Below are 18,901 nucleotides of genomic sequence, written 5' to 3' on the forward strand. Positions count from 1 at the left end.
CAAATCAAGCCCAAGCACCGGCAAAGCAGGTAGAATCACGCCCTGACTCAATCAGGGCGTTTTTTTATGCGTATTGGCCACGGCTACGATGTGCACCGTTTCGCGGAAGGCGATTTCATCACCTTGGGTGGGGTGCGCATTGCGCACAAGTTCGGGCTGCTGGCCCATTCCGATGGCGACGTCCTGCTGCATGCCCTGAGCGATGCCCTGCTGGGCGCTGCGGCGCTGGGCGATATCGGCAGGCACTTCCCCGACACCGATCCGCAGTTCAAGGGTGTAGACAGCCGCGTGTTGTTGCGCCATATCGTCAAGATCGTCCAGGCCAAGGGCTGGAAGGTCGGCAATATCGACGCCACCATCGTTGCCCAGGCGCCGAAGATGGCCCCGCATATCGACACCATGCGCCAGTTGATCGCCCAGGACCTGCAGGTCGAGCTGGACCAGGTCAACGTCAAGGCCACCACCACCGAAAAGCTCGGCTTCACCGGGCGTGAGGAAGGCATTGCCGTTCACGCCGTTGCGCTGTTGCTGCCGGCATGACCGAACTCGAACTGCTGGGCCCGCGTGCCGCGGGCGAAGCGCTGGGCAGCGCGATTCTCAAGGCCACCGCCGAAGACTTCCAGGTCGATGAAGTGCTCGACATTCCCCTGAGCGGGGCCGGTGAGCACTTGTGGCTGTGGGTCGAAAAACGCGACCTCAACACCGAAGAGGCTGCCCGCCGTCTGGCCCGCGCCGCGGGTGTGCCGGTACGCAGCATCAGCTATGCCGGCCTCAAGGACCGTCAGGCCCTGACCCGCCAATGGTTCAGCCTGCATTTGCCGGGCAAGGCCGACCCGGACCTGAGCGCCGCTGAAAACGAAACCCTGAGCATCCTCAAGCAAACCCGTCACTCGCGCAAACTGCAGCGGGGCGCGCATTCGGCCAATGGTTTTACCTTGCGCCTGACGGGCCTTAAGGCCGAGCGCGCGGCGCTGGATGCGCGGCTTGAGCAGATCCGCAGCCAGGGCGTGCCGAACTATTTCGGCACCCAGCGTTTCGGTCACGGCGGCGGCAATGTTCACGATGCCCGCGACTGGGCCAGTCGCCAGGCGTTGCCGGAGCAGCGCAACGTCCGCTCGCGGCTGCTCTCCAGCGCCCGCAGCTACCTGTTCAACCAGGTGCTGGCCCAGCGCGTCGCCGACGGCAGCTGGCAGCAGGCGCAGGTCGGTGATCTGCTGGCGTTTACCGACAGCCGCAGCTTTTTTCCGGCAGGCGAGGCCGAATGTTCCGATCCGCGCCTGGCCATTCTCGATCTGCACCCCACTGGCCCGCTATGGGGCGAAGGGCAGTCGGGCGCCACGGGAGCGGCCGGCGCGCTCGAGCAACGCATCGGTGAACAGCACGCTGCCTTGTGCCAATGGCTGGCTCGGGCGGGCATGAGTCACGAACGACGCATTCTGCGACTGCCCATTAGCGGGCTGACGTGGCATTATCCTGAGCCTGATATCCTGCAACTGGAATTCGTCCTTCCGGCCGGATGCTTCGCCACCGTGGTGGTGCGCGAGCTTGTTGATCTGGTGCCGGCAGGGCAGACGGACAGCCCATGCGTATTCTGATTTCGAACGACGACGGGGTTACCGCACCCGGTCTCGCCGCGCTGCATGCTGCGCTGGCGGATTATGCCGAATGTGTGGTGATCGCCCCGGACCAGGACAAAAGCGGCGCCAGCAGTTCGCTGACGCTCGACCGGCCGTTGTGCCCGCAAACCCTGGCCAATGGTTTTATCAGCCTCAACGGCACGCCGACCGATTGCGTCCACCTGGGGCTCAATGGCCTGCTGGAGCACACCCCGGACATGGTGGTTTCAGGTATCAACCTGGGCGCCAACCTGGGCGATGATGTGCTGTATTCCGGCACGGTGGCTGCGGCGCTGGAAGGGCGCTTTCTGGGTGGTACCTCGTTTGCCTTCTCGTTGCTCTCGCGCTTGCCCGACAACCTGCCGACAGCCGCCTATTTCGCGCGTAAACTGGTTGAGGCCCACGCCAGTCTCGAACTGCCGCCGCGTACGGTGCTCAACGTCAACATCCCCAACCTGCCGCTGGAGCACATCCGTGGTATCCAGTTGACCCGCCTGGGCCATCGCGCTCGCGCGGCGGCGCCGACCAAGGTGGTCAACCCGCGGGGCAAGGAAGGTTACTGGATCGCCGTGGCCGGTGATGCCGAAGACGGTGGCCCGGGTACGGATTTTCATGCGGTGATGCAGGGCTATGTCTCGATCACGCCGCTGCAGCTTGACCGGACCTTCAACGATGCCTTCGAGCGCCTCGATGGCTGGCTGGAGGGGCTACTCTGATGCGCGAACAGGATGATCTGATGCGCCATGGTATCGGTTTTACCTCTGAGCGAACCCGTGAACGGCTGATCAAGCGCCTGATCGAGGAGGGGGTATCCAACCCCAAGGTGATCGACGTGCTGCGCCGTACGCCGCGGCACTTGTTTGTCGATGAGGCCCTGGCCCACCGCGCCTACGAAGACACGGCCCTGCCGATCGGCAACAACCAGACCATTTCGCAGCCGTTCATGGTTGCGCACATGAGCGAGCTGCTGCTCGAAGCCGGCCCGCTCGACAAGGTGCTGGAGATCGGTACCGGCTCGGGATACCAGACCGCGATACTGGCGCAACTGGTCGAGCGGGTGTTTTCCGTTGAGCGCATCAAGGTGTTGCAGGATCGCGCCAAGGAGCGCCTGATCGAGCTGAACCTGCGCAACGTGGTGTTTCGTTGGGGCGATGGCTGCGAAGGCTGGCCGGCGCTGGCACCGTACAATGGCATCATCGTTACTGCCGTGGCGCCAGAAGTGCCACAGGCCTTGCTCGACCAGCTCGCCCCGGGCGGGCGCATGGTCATTCCAGTGGGGCCGGCCGGCGAAACCCAGCACTTGATGCTGATCGTGCGCGAAGAGCACGGCTTCTCGCGGCGGGTACTGGGAGCCGTGCGTTTTGTGCCGTTGCTCACCGGGCCACTGGCCTGACCGGGCTTTTTTTTCGCCTGGGCGAATTTCGGCGGCATTGCCCTGTCTATCTGGCGGGCTACCATAGTCTGTTGCAGATCACCTTTGGCAATTGCCTGACGTCCGCATGGCGGTGCGCTCGGGTATAATTGCAACAATATTGCATTTTTTTCATCGGTCACCATTAGAGGGAGCGGCGGGTGGGTCACACAATCATTCGGCAGCGCAGGGATCCATCACGCTTCAAGCTTCTGCTGATTGCACTGGCCGTGGGTACGCTGGTGACGGGGTGCTCCAGCACGTCTTCCAACAGTGTCCGGGTGGTCGATCGCAACAACGCTGCCCCTAAGCGCCCTGTGGTCACCACCGGCCAGTACGTGGTGCGTCCCGGCGACACCCTGTTCTCCATTGCCTTTCGCTATGGTTGGGACTACAAGGCCCTGGCTGCACGCAATGGCATCACCCCGCCCTACACCATTCGCCCGGGACAGGCGATCCGTTTCGACGGCCGCTCCAGTGGCCCGGCGCCGGTAGCGGGCAGCACGGTGGTTGCCAGCACGCCGTCGTCCTCAATCAAGACCACTATCATCAAGCGACCGCTCGATAGCACTGGCAAGCCGATAGCGGCCCCTGCCACCACAACGCCTGCAACCACGCCAACCACCCCGTCCGTTGCTCCGGTGGTGGCTACCACTGCGCCTGCGCAAGTCCCTCCTGCAGGGCGCTCGACGGCCGGTTGGGCCTGGCCGGCCAACGGTGTATTGATTGGGAAATTTGCTTCAAACGGTAGTTTGAATAAAGGCGTTGATATCGCCGGTGATTTGGGACAGCCTGTTTTTGCTGCATCTGATGGTTCGGTTGTCTACGCCGGGAGTGGCTTGCGGGGCTACGGCGAGTTGGTAATCATCAAGCACAACGATACCTACGTCAGTGCCTACGGCCACAACCGCAGGCTTTTGGTTCGGGAGGGACAGCAGGTCAAGGTAGGGCAGACAATTGCCGAAATGGGGTCCACGGGTACAGACCGGGTGAAGCTTCATTTTGAAATTCGCCGCCAGGGCAAACCTGTCGATCCACTGCAATTCCTGCCACGTCGTTGATTGCTAGGCCCAGCCTGTTCCTCGCGTAGAGGGGACGGGCTCCAGCGCTGCCAAGGATTAAGGCGTCGCTTGAGTCTGAGTTCGAACTCAGCAAAGGACTATAACAATGGCTCTCAGTAAAGAAGTGCCGGAGTTTGACATCGACGATGAGGTTCTCCTGATGGAGACCGGCATTGTTTTGGAAACGGATGTGATGTCAGACGAACCTGCTGTACCTACGGTTCGGACCAAGGCTAAACAGAGCTCTACGCTCAAACAGCACAAGTACATCGACTACACTCGGGCACTTGATGCGACCCAGCTTTACCTCAACGAAATCGGTTTTTCACCACTGCTCTCGCCGGAAGAAGAAGTGCACTTTGCGCGCCTGTCGCAACGTGGCGACCCGGCCGGGCGCAAGCGCATGATCGAAAGCAACCTGCGCCTGGTGGTAAAAATCGCCCGGCGTTATGTCAACCGGGGGCTTTCGCTGCTCGACCTGATCGAGGAGGGCAACCTCGGCCTGATCCGTGCGGTCGAGAAGTTCGATCCGGAACGTGGTTTCCGCTTTTCTACCTACGCCACCTGGTGGATCCGGCAGACCATTGAACGGGCGATCATGAACCAGACCCGTACCATTCGCTTGCCCATTCATGTGGTCAAGGAGCTCAACGTCTACCTGCGCGCCGCCCGCGAACTGACCCAGAAGCTCGATCACGAACCGTCCCCGGAAGAAATTGCCAGCCTGCTGGAAAAACCGGTCGGTGAGGTCAAGCGCATGCTTGGGCTCAACGAACGGGTCTCGTCGGTGGACGTATCCCTGGGGCCTGATTCGGACAAGACCCTGCTCGATACCCTCACCGACGACCGTCCAACCGATCCGTGCGAACTGCTTCAGGATGACGATCTGTCCCAGAGCATCGACCAGTGGCTGAGCGAGCTGACCGACAAGCAGCGTGAGGTGGTCATTCGCCGCTTCGGCCTGCGCGGTCACGAAAGCAGCACGCTGGAGGATGTTGGCCTGGAGATTGGTCTGACGCGGGAGCGCGTACGGCAGATTCAGGTAGAAGGGCTCAAGCGCCTGCGTGAGATCCTCGAGAAGAATGGGTTGTCCAGCGAGTCGCTTTTCCAGTAAAAAGCCGCGATATCGCAGTGAAGAACGCCCCGACCTTTCGGGGCGTTTTTGCATCTGGCTCAAGCGGAATACCTGAGAATGGTTTCCCGATGACGTTCTTGAAACATCAGGGTTTGGACGAGGTCCGACGGCGATGTTGGTACTGTTCTAGTTCGTGTAAGTCATCGCTTACCCGTGATGTAAGCCATAGCTGTACGCTGTAGTAAATCGTTGTCGTTTTCAGTGTGCGCTTTTGTTTAAGCTATTGATATATAACGACTATTTTGTTTGTGACAGTATGGTTACCGCAGCTTTTTGAGAGCTTTATGCGGTTGTCGTAAATCTTGGACGCGTTAGTATTTGTCCTGTGTCTACGGACTGACACAGGCTTTCAAGGATGAGGGCCAAGGACATCGCAGGATGCGATTCATCAGGATGATGAAAGGGAACAAAGGGACTACGGAAAAAATGTGGGCGGGTTAAACCGCCCCTTTTTTTTGCCCGCAACAAACATGAAAAAAGGCCCTTGAAGGGCCTTTTTTGTTGATCCTTGCGCTTAGCGCTCCAGATCGGCGATCTTGCCTGGCTTGCCATCCCACTCTGCGGCATCTGGCAACGAATCTTTCTTTTCAGTGATGTTCGGCCAGATTTCCGCCAGTTCAGCATTGAGCTCGATGAAGTTTTCCATGCCCGCAGGCACTTCGTCTTCCGAGAAAATGGCGACGGCGGGGCATTCAGGCTCGCACAGTGCACAGTCGATGCACTCGTCCGGGTGAATGACCAGGAAGTTCGGGCCTTCGTAGAAGCAGTCCACCGGACAGACTTCTACGCAGTCGGTGTACTTGCACTTGATGCAGTTGTCGGTGACGACGAAGGTCATTTCTAATTCTCTCCTCAGGCGACGGCAGCGGTGCCCTTCCAGACAGGGCCGCTCGGTTTGGTTGTTCGGCTGCAGGCCAGGCTAGTAACCTGCAGCGCCACCAAACCGCGCGGGATTCTATCAGCTTGTGCGGGCGCGCGTTATAACAGAGTCTTCAGTGTATAGAGCATTTCGATAGCATGACGCGGCGTCATGTTGTCCAGGTCCAGCTTTCCGAGCTTCTCGATGGCCGGATGCGGGAGGCTGGCAAACAGGTCGCTCTGGTGCGGAACGGCTGGCGCACCTTGCTGCAAGGCGGGTGTTTCGTGGGGCAGGCTGGCGGTTTCCAGCCGGCCGAGATGTTCGCGAGCACGCTGGATCACCGGCGACGGTACACCGGCAAGCTGCGCCACGGCCAGGCCGTAGCTCTGGCTGGCAGGGCCTGGCAGCACGTGGTGCAGGAACACGATGCGATCGTTGTGCTCGGTGGCATTCAGGTGCACGTTGGCCACCAGCGGTTCGCTCTCCGGCAGTACCGTCAGCTCGAAGTAGTGGGTGGCGAACAGGGTATAGGCACGCAGCTGCGCCAGGCGCTCGGCGGCGGCCCAGGCCAGCGACAGGCCATCGAAGGTACTGGTGCCGCGGCCGACTTCGTCCATCAGCACCAGGCTGCGCTCGGTGGCGTTGTGCAGGATGTTGGCGGTTTCGCTCATCTCGACCATGAAGGTCGAACGGCCACCGGCCAAGTCGTCGCTGGAGCCGATGCGGGTGAAGATGCGGTCGACCAGCGACAGCTCGCAGGCCGCGGCCGGGACGAAGCTGCCGATATGCGCCATCAGCACGATCAGCGCGGTCTGGCGCATGTAGGTGGATTTACCGCCCATGTTCGGGCCGGTGATCACCAGCATCCGGGTGTTGTCATCCAGCGCCAGGTCGTTGGCCACGAACGGCGTGGTCAGCACTTGCTCGACCACCGGGTGACGACCTTGGCTGATGCGCATGCACGGCTCGTCGACGAAGCTTGGGCAGTTCAGGTCCAGGTTCAGCGCGCGCTCGGCAAGGTTGCTCAGTACGTCGAGCTCGGCCAGGGCTGCAGCGGTGTCCTGCAAGGGGGCCAGGTGGCCGATCAGGTTTTCCAGCAGCGCGTCGTAGAGCATCTTCTCGCGGGCAAGCGCGCGACTTTTGGCCGACAATGCCTTGTCTTCGAAGGTTTTCAGCTCTGGAGTGATGAAGCGCTCCGCGCCCTTGAGGGTCTGGCGGCGGATATAGTCGGCTGGCGCCTGCTCGGCCTGTTTGCTCGGCAGCTCGATGAAATAGCCGTGCACGCGGTTGTAGCCGACCTTGAGGTTGGCCAGGCCCGTGCGGGCTTTTTCACGCGCTTCCAGGTCGATCAGGAACTGCCCGGCGTTCTCGCTCATGGCCAGCAGTTCGTCCAGCTCGCTGTCGTAGCCGGTCTTGAGCACGCCGCCGTCGCGGATGACCGCCGGCGGGTTGTCGATGATGGCTTTTGCCAGCAGGTCGGCCAGCTCCGGGTAGGTGCCGGCGATGGCTGCCAGGCGCGCCAGGTGGGGCGCCTCAAGCTCGGCCATGGCGCTCTGCAGCTCGGGCAGGGCGCCGAGGGCATCGCGCAGGCGCGCCAGGTCCCGTGGACGGGCATTGCGCAGGCCTATGCGGGCGAGGATACGCTCGATGTCGCCGATTTCCTTGAGCTGCGGTTGCAGCTTCTCGAAGCGATAGCCGTCGAGCAGGCAACGAATCGAGCCCTGACGCGCCTGCAGCACTTTCAGGTCGCGCAACGGGCGGTTCAGCCAGCGGGTCAGCAAACGGCTGCCCATGGCGGTCTGGCAGCGGTCGATCACCGACTGCAGGGTGTTGTCGCGGCCACCGGCCAGGTTCACATCCAGCTCGAGGTTGCGCCGGCTGGCGCCGTCGAGCACCACGGTATCGTCCAGGCGTTCATGCTTGAGGCTGCGCAGGTGCGGCAGGGCGGTGCGCTGGGTTTCCTTGGCGTAGCCGAGCAGGCAGCCGGCGGCGCCGATGGCCAGGGTCAGTTTCTCGCAGCCAAAACCCTTGAGGTCCTGGGTGGCGAACTGTTGGCAAAGGCTTTTGCGTGCCGAATCGCGATCGAAATCCCAGGGCGCACGACGGCGCGCGCCGCGACGTTTTTCCGCTGGCAGGCCCTGGGGCCAATCATCGGGGATCAGCAACTCGACCGGGTTGATGCGTTCGAGCTCAGCCAGCAGGTTTTCCCAGCCCTTGATCTCGAGCACGCTGAAGTTGCCGCTGGTAATGTCCAGCACGGCCAGGCCGAACAGGCGCTCGTCACCCAGCACGGCGGCGATCAGGTTGTCGCGACGCTCGTCGAGCAGGGCTTCGTCACTGACTGTGCCGGGGGTGATGATCCGCACCACCTGGCGCTCCACCGGGCCCTTGCTGGTGGCCGGGTCGCCGATCTGCTCGCAGATCACCACCGACTCGCCCAGCTTCACCAGCTTGGCCAGGTAGCCCTCGGCCGCATGGAAGGGGATACCGCACATGGGGATCGACTGGCCCGCCGACTGGCCGCGGGCGGTCAGGGTGATGTCCAGGAGTTTGGCGGCCTTCTTCGCGTCTTCGTAGAAGATCTCGTAGAAATCGCCCATGCGGTAGAACATCAGCTGGTCCGGGTGCTGGTTTTTCAGCTTCCAGTACTGCTGCATCATCGGGGTGTGTGCGGAAAGATCGCTCATTGCAAAAACTTGGCTCGCAGTGTCGTTGTAGACCAAAGGCAAGCGGGCAATGGTACAGGGATTTTGCCTGGGCTGCCGAGGGCAAACGGGCGGGCGCGACCATTTGTCCGTGCATATCCATGCATAACGGTGTTTGCATTCTATTTAAGTCCCCGGCATTATGCATTTTATGCAAAAACGCAACGTAGCATCCGTCCTCAGAGCACTGCTCGATCGCCACGGTCTCTCCCCCACGGAGCTGCACCGGCGTACCGGCGTGCCGCAATCCACCCTGTCGCGCATTCTCAGCGAGAAGATCGTCGATCCGTCCGATAAGCATGTGTCGAAGATTGCTGAATATTTCGGCGTCAGCACTGATCAGCTACGCGGTCGCGTCGAGCTCGGTGAAAGCCGCGAAGCCGCGCCCGCGCGCAGCCACGCCGAGTTGCGCGACATCAGCCTGTGGGATGACGACACCCCCGTCGAGGACGACGAGGTGTCCATTCCGTTTCTTCGCGAGGTCGAGTTGGCAGCAGGATCAGGAAGATTCGTCATCGAAGAAAGCGAGAAGGCCAGCCTGCGTTTTGGCAAGCGCAGCCTGCGCCACAATGGCGTGCAGTTCGACCAGGCCAAGTGCGTGACGGTACGCGGCAATAGCATGTTGCCGGTACTGCGTGACGGTGCCACGGTCGGCGTCAACGCCGGCAAGAGCGGCATTGGCGACATCGTCGACGGTGACCTGTACGCCATCAACCACAATGGCCAGCTGCGGGTTAAGCAGCTCTATCGCCTGCCTACCGGCATTCGCCTGCGCAGCTTCAACCGCGACGAACACCCGGATGAAGACTACAGCTTCCAGCAGATGCAGGAAGAACAGATCAGCATCCTCGGCCATGTGTTCTGGTGGGGCATGTACGCGCGCTGAGTAGTCCGTGCCTTCTGAAAACCCGCTTCGGCGGGTTTTTTTTCGCCTTCAGAAAACCTCACCAACCCAGGCAGATCAAGGCTTACATGCGTAGGTGCATTTTCCTATGCATAAATATTTCCACAAATGCATTGACTGCATATGCATCAATGCATAATATTTGTCTCAAGCCGGTCGACACCGGTAGTGACAAAGGCAGCGATGAACAGGCCTGAACTGTTCAGAGGGTTGGCAACTGGCCCAGGTGTGCAGCGTAAAGCACCAGAAGCAGTTATCCGGCGGGCAGGTGGCCGCGGCCGGAGGAACAATTTGAAGCGGAGTCGCCCAGCGCACCAGTCGTGGCGGGCGGTTCGACAACGCATTACTGAAAAGCCTGGGGAGGCCGGGCTTTTTGGAATGCCGAGTGATCGGCGCTTGAACATCAGAACAACCCTGCGGGTCCTCGGGGCTATGTGGGATAACAAAAAGGAGACAGGACAGTGACAAACGAACAACAGACGTTGCTGGAAATGCCGATCTGGTTGGTGGTCGTCCTGGCGTTGCTGGGCGGAGTGTCCGGTGAGATGTGGCGTGCCGACAAGGCCGGTGCGCATGGCTGGGCATTGTTTCGGCGGTTGGTATTGCGCTCGGGAGCCTGCATGGTCTGTGGTGTTTCGACCGTGATGCTGCTGTATGCCAGCGGGTTGTCAATCTGGACGGCCAGTGCTTTTGGCTGCCTGACGGCGATGGCCGGTGCTGATGTCGCCATAGGCCTGTATGAGCGATGGGCGGCCAAGCGCTTGGGCCTGGAGCAACCGGCAGTGGGGCAGGCGGGCGATTGTGAGCGGGAGGACCGACAGTGAGCGAGTTACAGACGTTACACGAGGCCATCACCGCGACCATCACGGCCGCCATGCCTCAGCTTGAAACCGTTGCCGCCTATACCGCAGCGGATCAGAACCCAGCGCTGCCGGCGCTGTACCACGCCATGACCAATCTCAAGCCCGGAGCTGATCCGGGCGATGGCCGCTGTTGCCTCCTGGCAACCTTCGAAGCGCGCATCCTGGTCGATGCCAGTGTTGCGCAGGCGCCATTGCAGGTGGCGACTTTGGCAACGCAACTGACGGTTTTGTTGCGCCAGCAGTACTGGCAAATGAACTTTGTCGAAGCCGCGAAAAATGTCCTGGCTTCGGTGGTTCAACCCCCAGCAGGCTCGCCTTCACCGATTAGTTGGCTGGTGCAGTGGGAGCAGGTCCTGTACCTGGGGGCTGAGCAGTGGCCATGGCCCAATGAACCAGGCCCGCTGGCCTTTGCCTTCAGCCCCGACACCGGCCCGGGCTTTGAGGCGGATTACCAATCGCCGGAGGACATGCCATGAGCTACGCCAGCGCCATGCACGACCGTATGCTCGCCGGTCTGGTGATTCCCTGTCGAGTGGTGGCCGTTGACCTTGCCGCCGCCCGAGTGCGGGTGTCCGACGGCGCCGGTTGGACCAGCGCCTGGTTGCGCTGGCACAGCCAGGCCGCCGGCAAGGCCCGCCACTGGCGTGCGCCCAGCCTCAACGAACAGGGGGTGCTGATCAGCCCGAGTGGCGAGCCGGCGCAAGGTACTTTTGTGCCGGGCCTGTACGGCAATGCCGGCGATCAGCCGGACAACCGCGAGCATGTCGAGGTCTGGCGCTTCGACGATGGTGGCTCGCTGGTCTACGACTGGCAGGCCCGCAGTTACAGCATCGAGTTGCCCAGCGGTACCGTCAGCATCAAGGTTGGCAGCAGTTCGGCAGTGGTGACCGACCAGGCCATCACTGCGAATGCCGCGAGCATCAGCCTGACCGGTGAGGTGCAGATCAGCGGGCCCCTACGGGTAACCGGTGACATCCTCGGCGGCGGCAAGATCATCGACACCGGCGGCAACACCGCCAATCACAAACACTGAAAACCAGCCCGCCCACTGCGGGCTTTTTTACGCCTGGAGAACATCAATGATCGGCATGGATCGCCGGAGCGGCCAGCCGTTATCCGGCATTGCACATTTGCGCCAATCCATCGAGGACATCCTCAGCACACCGCTCGGCAGCCGGCGCATGCGCCCGGAGTACGGCAGCAAGCTGCGCCGCTTCGTCGATTTGCCGGTCAATGAAGGCTGGAAAAGCGCGGTGCAGGCGGAGGTGGCGCGCGCACTGGGGCGCTGGGAGCCGCGTCTGAAGCTTGAGCGGGTCAGGGTGACTGGTGTGGTTGGCGGGCAGATCACTTTGCAGCTGAGCGGACGGTACCTGGGAGCCAACCAGACCTTGGAGGTAACGGCATGAGTAGTGTGGATCTTTCGGCGCTGCCCGCGCCGCAGGTGCTGGAAGACCTCGATTTCGAGGCGCTCTTCCAGACCGACCTGGCGACCTTCCGGTTGCATATGGGCGACAACTGGGACGCCGCAGTCGAAAGCGACCCGGTGAACAAACTGCTGGAAGTCGGTGCCTACCGCAAGCTGCTCAACCGCGCACGGGTCAACGACGCCGCCAAGGCGCTGTTGCTGGCCTATGCGCAGGGTTCCGACCTGGATCAACTGGCGGCCAATGTGCAACTGCAGCGGCTGGTGGTGCAGGCCAGGGACACAAACACGGTGCCGCCAACGCCGCAGGTGCTCGAAGCAGACGATGCTCTGCGTGAGCGGGTGCAACTGGTCTATGAAGGGCTGACCACCGCGGGCCCGCGCAACAGTTACATCCTGCATGCCCGCAATGCGTCCGGCCAGGTGGCTGATGCCACGGCCGAAAGCCCGTCGCCGGCTCAGGTCGTGGTGACGGTACTGGCGCTCGAAGGCGATGGCAGTGCCGCAGCAGAGCTGCTGGAAACCGTGCGGCTCAAGCTCAATGACGATGACGTGCGCCCGGTTGGCGACCGCTTGACGGTGCAAGGTGCGCAAATCCTGCGCTATCGCATTGATGCGGTGGTGCACATGAGCGGTAGCGGTCCGGAAATCGAAGCGACGCTTGCCGAGTGCAAACGCCGGTTGCAAGCCTGGATCAATCCGCGCCGACGTCTGGGTGCTGAAGTGGCCCGCTCGGGCGTGGATGCCCAGTTGCATATCAACGGCGTCAGCCGGGTCGACCTAAGCAACTGGACCGACATCCGCCCGACCCAGGCGCAAGCGGCCTGGTGCGACGGGATCACCGTGACCCGGGGGAGCTGACATGGACAGCCTGCTCCCGCTCAACAGTACCGATCTCGAACATGCCATCGAGGCCGCCGGCGTTGAAACCACCGAAGTCCCCCTGCGTGCGCTGTACAACCCCGACACCTGCCCGGCGCACCTGTTACATCAGTTGGCCTGGGCCTGGTCGGTAGACCGCTGGGACGAAACCTGGCCTGAGGCAATCAAGCGCTCGGTAATCCGCTCGGCGTTCTATGTGCATGCGCACAAAGGGACCATCGGTGCGCTTCGCCGGGTGGTGGAGCCGCTGGGCTACCTGATCGACGTGAAGGAGTGGTGGCAGACGGTACCGCAAGGTGTGCCGGGCACCTTTGCGCTTCAGGTCGGGGTACTGGAGAACGGAATCTCCGAAGAGATGTACCTGGAGCTGACCCGGCTGATCGATGACGCCAAGCCGGTCAGCCGCCATCTGACAGGGTTGGCGATCACCCTCGCGAGCACCGGACATCTTCGCTTGGCGATGAGCTTGTCCGAAGGCGATGAAATTGACGTGTTTCCTCCGGCGTCTCGTGACATTGAAGTCAAGGGCGGCTTCGGCCCGGTCGGCCGCACACACCACATTGAAACTCTGGACGTTTATTTATGACTGATCAAAACAGCCAGTTCTTTGCCATTCTCACAGCAGTAGGAGAGGCCAAACAGGCCAACGCCGATGCCCTGGGGGTGCCTTGGACTTTTGCGCAAATGGGTGTTGGTGACGCCAACGGCACCGATCCAACGCCATCCCGAACCCAGACCCGACTGATCAACGAGCGCCGCCGCGCGCCGCTCAATCAGGTCAAGGTTGACCCTGCCAATACAAACATCATCATCGCCGAACAGGTCATCCCTCCCGACGTTGGCGGCTGGTGGATTCGGGAAATAGGGCTTTACGACGCTGATGGTGACCTCGTGGCGGTGGCCAACTGTGCACCGAGCTTCAAACCGCTGCTCAACCAGGGTACCGGCAAGACGCAAGTCGTGCGCATGAATTTCATCGTCACCAGTGCGGCTAACGTGACCTTGAAGGTTGACCCTGCGGTAGTGTTGGCAACACGAGAGTTTGTAGAGCTGCGGCTGTCCGAGGAAATCGGCAAGCTGGATAGTAAAAACAGTGTGCGGGTAGCAACTACAGGTCCAATCGATCTGGGTGGGTTGCCGGTATTGGATGGTATTGCAATCCGGGCAGGGGACCGGGTGCTAATCAAGGACCAGGTGCAAGCCAGGGATAACGGTATCTACATTGCTGGTGCAGGGGCATGGGTACGAGCGCAGGATGCAGACGGCAATGCCGAAGTGACGCCGGGTCTTACGGTGATGGTGGAGCAAGGGGCTCAGCTTGCGGACACTCGATGGACACTCGTCACCGACGGCCCCATTGTGCTGGGCTCCACTGCTTTGCAGTTCCAAAATCTTGCCGCTGGATACAGTGGCGTTACCGCTCGAAATACCAGTGGGCAAATCGGCGCTGCTGATGCGGGAAAGATGTTCTATTTCTATGGCAACTCAGCCGATCAGGTTTTGACCTTGCCGCGCGCGTCCGAACTGTATCCAGGCGCAAAGCTGAACCTGCAGAATATGGGCTCAGTGCCGGTTGAGATATTTCCATCTGAAGGGGAGAAAGTTTGGGTTGGCGGCAGCAACTCACTCCCGTCGCTAACGATGCACCCATGTACAGAGCTGGAACTGGTCCGCATTCATCCAACCGAGTGGTTTGCTCAGGGCACCGGCACGGTGTACAGGATGAGGAATCTACCGACCTTGCCCATTGGATCGAATGATGGACGATTGGCGAGCACTGGTTTTGTACAGCAGGAACTGTTAGCAGAGCGAGGCAGCGTAGTACCGTTGATGGATGGTGCAGCGGTTGCTGGTATGTCGGCGAAGAAGTCGCGGGAGGATCACCGCCACCCGACGGACAGCACTCGGGCGCCGGTAGATTCGCCAATCTTTACGGGGATACCCAAGGCGCCCACAGCGGCAGCCGAGGCAACGGGTAATCAAATCGCAACGTTGGATTTTTGCCGGCTATTGGTAGCTGCATTGGTTGACTCGGCGCCGGCTACGCTGGACACCATCAATGAACTAGCCGCAGCTTTGGGCAACGACCCGAACTTTGCTACGACCATGCTTAACCAGCTGGCCACTAAAGCCGACCGAGCAACGACCCTTACTGGATACGGGATCACCGACGCTATCCCGATTATCAACCCACTGCCGGGCGGAAGTCTGGATGTTCACGGTGGGCCATATGCATTTCTGACATCACCGTATGAGTCGGCAGTTTGCCAAAACTGCTACTGGAACGGGAAAGACTGGATTCGGCATAGTGAAAGTACCCCAGCGATTTGCGTAGTGGCATCCAATGGAGCGGTCACTGTTCGTCGTGCACCCGCTGGCGCCAATCCGATTGTTTGGGCTTCCAATTCTCCAATTCTTGATACTTCAAATATTCTGTTCAGCTATCTGCGGCAGTTGCCCTCGAAAGTATCAGAGCATGGCATCACCGACGTTTACACCAAAACTGAAACCCAGCAGCGAATAACTTCAGCTATTGCTGAGCTTGTGGGGTCAGCTCCTGGTGCCTTGGATAAGCTTGATGAGTTAGCAGCGGCACTCAACAATGATCCAAGCTTTGCCACCACTATGCTTAATCAACTGGCCACTAAAGCCAATCGCTCCTCAACTCTGGCTGGTTACGGCATTACCGACGCTATCCCGAACCACAATCCGTTGGCGGCGGGAAGTCTTGATGTTCACGGTGGGCCTTATGCATTTCTGACGTCACTGTCTGAGTCGACGGTCGCACAGAATGCCTACTACGACGGAGCATCATGGGTCAGACATGATCCAACCAAGAGTTCTGTTGCCCTCGTAGCGGCAGGCGGTCGTGCCATGGTGCGCAGGTGGCCTGCCGGAGCGCCGGTAGGCGATGTTGGGCTCGGGCATGAGGTTGTAGATTTTGGCATGCAGGCCACAGAGCCGGAAATCGATGCAGGTACCACCTCGCTCAAGTGGATGAGCGTCGCAGGCGTGGCTCGGTTCGTTGCCCGAACAGTGAAACAGGCCACGGAAGCGCTGGCCGGCCTTGCGCGCATCGGTACACAAGCCGAAGTGAATGCAGGGACGGATGACACCCTGATTGTGACGCCGAAGAAACTGCGTTTCGGCGTAGCTTATAGCTTGACGCAGAACGGCTATGTTGCACTTCCCTACTGGCTTGGGGGCTTCATTTTTCAATGGGGTTACGTTTACGAGTCCCAAGGTGTCTCGGACTATCGCAATTTCACCATCCCGTTTCCCAACAACGTTTTCGGTATGAACATCACTATCGAGGCGGCCACCACAGGTGGACATGCCGGTAGCTTTGGGCATGTGGTGCAAGTGGTTAACCGAAATGCTTTCTTGTGGTCCGTTGGCGGTTCGCTGGGCGGAGCGGGATATGGATATTATTGGGCGTGGGGGAACTAACAATGTCTGATCGATACTGGTTCGTTATTGCTGAGGATGGACGCTTGATTGGCCGTCTTGATACGGTTGTGAATCAAGAAGTACCAGAGGGTGCTGTACCTGTCAGCAGTAAGTCATTTGAGCAAAGCCTTACTCTTCAGCGGGGGCAGCAGTGTTACTACGTTAATGGCACCGTTGAGTATCGGGCGCTTGAAGGGCTGGCGGCCGTTGAGCAACGCGCTTGGCGAAATTCGGAGTTATCGAGGGTCGAATGGTTACGCAACCGGCATCGTGACGAACTGGATTTGCAGCGTAAGCCTACTTTAACCGTGACGCAATTTACCGAGCTGTTGGGCTATATGCAGCAACTGCGTGATTGGCCGCAAGCTGAGGTTTTCCCGGCGAATGAGTATAAACCCGTAGCGCCGCCGTGGATCGCTACGCAAACCCAATAAAGCCCCGCACCGCCGGGGCTTTTTCATACCCGCAACAATCCCTTTGAAGGCCCCGCACCGCGGGGCCTTCGCATTTCTGGAGACTTACCCATGAGTGGATTCTTCCACGGCGTTACCGTAACCAACGTCGACACCGGCGCACGCACCATCGCGCTGCCTTCTTCCTCGATCATCGGCCTGGTCGATACCTTCACTGAAGGCCCGGGTGCAAGCGCCAAGGCCAATGACCTGGTGCTGATCACCAGCGAACGTGAAGCCATCGCCGCGTTCGGCGCCGATGCGCCGATCACCCGGGCCTGCCAGGCCATCTACAGCCGCGCCAAGGCGGTTATCGTCGCCTGCGGCGTGGCCAAGCTCGAAGAGGAGGCGGCGCAGACCTCGGCAATCATCGGCGGCGTGCTGGCCGATGGCAAACGTACCGGCCTGCAGGCGCTGCTGGACGGCAAAAGCCGCTTCAACGCCCAGCCACGCCTGCTGGTAACGCCCAAGCACAGCTCCACCCTGGCGGTTGGTACCGCCCTGGTGGCCCTGGCCGACAAGCTGCGCGGCCTGGCCATTATCGATGGCCCGAACAGCACCGACGAAGCGGCGATCGCTTATGCCGAGAACTTCGGCGCCAAGCGCGCCTACCTGGTCGACCCGGGCGTGCAGTACTGGGACACCGGCAAGAACGCAACCCTAGATGCACCGGCTTCGGCCTGGGTTGCCGGCCTGTTCGCCTGGACCGACAGCGAGTACGGCTTCTGGGCCTCGCCGTCGAACAAGGCGTTCGTCGGCATCACCGGTACCAGCCGCTCGATCGAGTACCTGGATGGCGACGCGACCTGCCGGGCCAACCTGCTGAACAACGCCAACATCACCACCGTGATCCGCGATGACGGCTTCCGCCTGTGGGGCAACCGCACCCTGAGCAGCGACCCGAAGTGGGCCTTCGTTACCCGCGTGCGGACCATGGACATCGTCATGGACGCGATCCTCTACGGCCATAAGTGGGCGGTCGACCGCTCGATTACCGCGACCTACGTCAAGGATGTGACCGAAGGCCTGCAGGCGTTCATGCGTGATCTGAAAGCCCAGGGCGCGATCATCAATTTCGAAGTGTTCGCCGACCCCGAGCTGAACACCGCCAGCCAGCTGGAGCAAGGCAAGGTGTACTGGAACATCCGTTTCACCGACGTGCCGCCAGCCGAGAACCCGAATTTCCGTGTCGAGGTCACCAACCAGTGGTTGACCGAAGTCCTCGACCAAGCCGCTTAAGGAGCAATAACCATGGCAATGATTCCCGAAACCCTGGCGAACCTGAACCTGTTCGTCGATGGCGTCAGCTTTCAAGGTGACGTCCCCAGCCTGACCCTGCCGAAGCTCACCCTGAAGGTGGAGGAGCACCGTGCCGGCGGCATGGACATGCCGGTCGAGATCGACATGGGCATGGAAAAGCAGGAAGCCGGTTTTGTCACCACTGGCGTTCGTCGTGAGTCGCTGAAGTTCTTCGGCCTGGCTGACGGCTCGGCGTTCAACGGTACCTTCCGCGGTGCCTTCAAAGGCCTCAAAGGCCAGATCACCCCGGTCATCGTCACCTTGCGCGGGGCGCTGAAAGAAGTCGACATGGGCGACTGGAAGCCGGGCGACAAGGCCGAGATCAAGCACAACGTGGCCGTGACCTATTACAAGCTCGAAGTCGATGGCCGCCTGGTCTACGAAATCGATCCGATCGGTATGAAGCGGGTCATCAATGGCGTCGATCAGCTCGCCGCCCAACGTTCGGCCCTGGGCCTGTAAGGAGCTGTCATGAATCAAGCAAACAAGACCCCGAGTTGGCTGGCCGTGAGCACCGAACGCGTTGTCGTGACGCTCAGTAAACCGTCCGAGGCTAATGGCGTGCAAGTCGACAGCCTGTCGCTGCGTGCACCGACCGTACGCGACATTCGTGCCGCGCAATCGGCCTCGAACAGTGACGATGAGCAACGGGAACTGAACCTCTTCGCCTCGCTGGCCGAAGTGGGAGTCAAGGACCTCGAAGGGCTTGCCCTGAAAGACTATGGCCGCTTGCAGGCCGGGTATTTTCGCCTGGTGCAAGACGACGAGGTTTGACCCCAATGGGCAGAAGGCGGCGGCAAAGCGATTGGCCAGGGAGCTGAACTTTTCCGCCGCCGAAATC

20 protein-coding genes are annotated in these 18,901 nt (G+C 60.7%); 18 read left to right on the plus strand and 2 right to left on the minus strand.

Features of this window, described 5'->3' with window-relative positions:
• Positions 1–66 precede the first annotated feature (66 nt).
• From ispF to rpoS, 6 genes are all read left to right on the plus strand, one after another.
• Positions 67–540, plus strand: coding sequence for a 2-C-methyl-D-erythritol 2,4-cyclodiphosphate synthase (gene ispF / locus BV82_RS06640; RefSeq protein WP_010224812.1), 474 nt, complete (start codon positions 67–69; stop codon positions 538–540).
• Positions 537–1,595, plus strand: coding sequence for a tRNA pseudouridine(13) synthase TruD (gene truD / locus BV82_RS06645; RefSeq protein WP_010224811.1), 1,059 nt, complete (start codon positions 537–539; stop codon positions 1,593–1,595). Before ispF ends, truD begins: the two co-directional genes overlap by 4 nt.
• Positions 1,583–2,332 carry a 5'/3'-nucleotidase SurE gene (gene surE, locus BV82_RS06650; protein WP_010224810.1) on the plus strand — a complete coding sequence of 250 codons (750 nt, stop codon included), beginning with the start codon at positions 1,583–1,585 and terminating at the stop codon, positions 2,330–2,332. Before truD ends, surE begins: the two co-directional genes overlap by 13 nt.
• A complete protein-coding gene (locus BV82_RS06655) occupies positions 2,332–3,009 on the plus strand; it encodes a protein-L-isoaspartate(D-aspartate) O-methyltransferase (protein ID WP_010224809.1) in 678 nt (225 codons plus the stop codon). The genes surE and BV82_RS06655 overlap by 1 nt, the downstream gene beginning before the upstream one ends.
• 179 nt (positions 3,010–3,188) lie before the next feature.
• Positions 3,189–4,088 (plus strand): peptidoglycan DD-metalloendopeptidase family protein, encoded by a 900-nt coding sequence (locus BV82_RS06660; RefSeq protein ID WP_036994084.1) that lies wholly within the window; start codon positions 3,189–3,191, stop codon positions 4,086–4,088.
• Between the two features lie 106 nt (positions 4,089–4,194).
• Complete coding sequence (gene rpoS, locus BV82_RS06665; protein ID WP_010224806.1) at positions 4,195–5,202, plus strand: RNA polymerase sigma factor RpoS; 1,008 nt, start codon at positions 4,195–4,197, stop codon at positions 5,200–5,202.
• A gap of 535 nt (positions 5,203–5,737) precedes the next feature.
• On the opposite strand, the gene fdxA is transcribed toward rpoS, so the two are convergent.
• On the minus strand, positions 5,738–6,061 hold the full coding sequence (gene fdxA / locus BV82_RS06670) for a ferredoxin FdxA (protein WP_010224804.1): 324 nt from the start codon (positions 6,059–6,061) through the stop codon (positions 5,738–5,740).
• A gap of 140 nt (positions 6,062–6,201) precedes the next feature.
• Positions 6,202–8,769: a DNA mismatch repair protein MutS gene (gene mutS / locus BV82_RS06675; protein WP_036994085.1), complete on the minus strand. Its 2,568-nt coding sequence runs from the start codon at positions 8,767–8,769 to the stop codon at positions 6,202–6,204.
• A 160-nt stretch (positions 8,770–8,929) separates the two neighbouring features.
• On the opposite strand from mutS, the gene BV82_RS06680 reads away from it, so the two are divergent.
• The 12 genes from BV82_RS06680 to BV82_RS06735 all read left to right on the plus strand — a co-directional run bounded on the left by BV82_RS06680 (position 8,930) and on the right by BV82_RS06735 (position 18,834).
• Entirely contained in the window at positions 8,930–9,673 is a 744-nt protein-coding gene (locus BV82_RS06680; protein ID WP_026001408.1) for a LexA family transcriptional regulator, read from the plus strand.
• 479 nt (positions 9,674–10,152) lie between these two features.
• Positions 10,153–10,515 carry a phage holin family protein gene (locus tag BV82_RS06685; protein WP_010224801.1) on the plus strand — a complete coding sequence of 121 codons (363 nt, stop codon included), beginning with the start codon at positions 10,153–10,155 and terminating at the stop codon, positions 10,513–10,515.
• The gene (locus BV82_RS06690; protein ID WP_010224800.1) at positions 10,512–11,030 is read left to right on the plus strand and encodes a hypothetical protein; all 519 of its coding nucleotides are present in this window, start codon (positions 10,512–10,514) and stop codon (positions 11,028–11,030) included. Before BV82_RS06685 ends, BV82_RS06690 begins: the two co-directional genes overlap by 4 nt.
• Positions 11,027–11,587 (plus strand): phage baseplate assembly protein V, encoded by a 561-nt coding sequence (locus BV82_RS06695; protein ID WP_036994087.1) that lies wholly within the window; start codon positions 11,027–11,029, stop codon positions 11,585–11,587. The genes BV82_RS06690 and BV82_RS06695 overlap by 4 nt, the downstream gene beginning before the upstream one ends.
• A gap of 46 nt (positions 11,588–11,633) precedes the next feature.
• Positions 11,634–11,960 (plus strand): GPW/gp25 family protein, encoded by a 327-nt coding sequence (locus tag BV82_RS06700; protein WP_010224798.1) that lies wholly within the window; start codon positions 11,634–11,636, stop codon positions 11,958–11,960.
• Positions 11,957–12,838: a baseplate J/gp47 family protein gene (locus tag BV82_RS06705; RefSeq protein WP_036994088.1), complete on the plus strand. Its 882-nt coding sequence runs from the start codon at positions 11,957–11,959 to the stop codon at positions 12,836–12,838. Before BV82_RS06700 ends, BV82_RS06705 begins: the two co-directional genes overlap by 4 nt.
• A gap of 1 nt (position 12,839) precedes the next feature.
• Positions 12,840–13,445: a phage tail protein I gene (locus BV82_RS06710; protein WP_036994089.1), complete on the plus strand. Its 606-nt coding sequence runs from the start codon at positions 12,840–12,842 to the stop codon at positions 13,443–13,445.
• Positions 13,442–16,309: a phage tail-collar fiber domain-containing protein gene (locus tag BV82_RS26835; RefSeq protein WP_051636701.1), complete on the plus strand. Its 2,868-nt coding sequence runs from the start codon at positions 13,442–13,444 to the stop codon at positions 16,307–16,309. Before BV82_RS06710 ends, BV82_RS26835 begins: the two co-directional genes overlap by 4 nt.
• A 2-nt stretch (positions 16,310–16,311) precedes the next feature.
• Entirely contained in the window at positions 16,312–16,743 is a 432-nt protein-coding gene (locus BV82_RS06720) for a tail fiber assembly protein (protein WP_081839617.1), read from the plus strand.
• 90 nt (positions 16,744–16,833) lie between these two features.
• Positions 16,834–18,000 carry a phage tail sheath subtilisin-like domain-containing protein gene (locus BV82_RS06725; RefSeq protein ID WP_036994090.1) on the plus strand — a complete coding sequence of 389 codons (1,167 nt, stop codon included), beginning with the start codon at positions 16,834–16,836 and terminating at the stop codon, positions 17,998–18,000.
• Positions 18,001–18,012: 12 nt separating this feature from the next.
• Positions 18,013–18,522 carry a phage major tail tube protein gene (locus BV82_RS06730; RefSeq protein ID WP_036994092.1) on the plus strand — a complete coding sequence of 170 codons (510 nt, stop codon included), beginning with the start codon at positions 18,013–18,015 and terminating at the stop codon, positions 18,520–18,522.
• A gap of 9 nt (positions 18,523–18,531) precedes the next feature.
• Positions 18,532–18,834 (plus strand): phage tail assembly protein, encoded by a 303-nt coding sequence (locus tag BV82_RS06735; protein ID WP_010224786.1) that lies wholly within the window; start codon positions 18,532–18,534, stop codon positions 18,832–18,834.
• The last annotated feature ends 67 nt before the right edge of the window (positions 18,835–18,901 follow it).

The organism is Pseudomonas donghuensis, assembly GCF_000696345.2.
GTDB classification, from domain to species: Bacteria; Pseudomonadota; Gammaproteobacteria; order Pseudomonadales; family Pseudomonadaceae; genus Aquipseudomonas; species Aquipseudomonas donghuensis.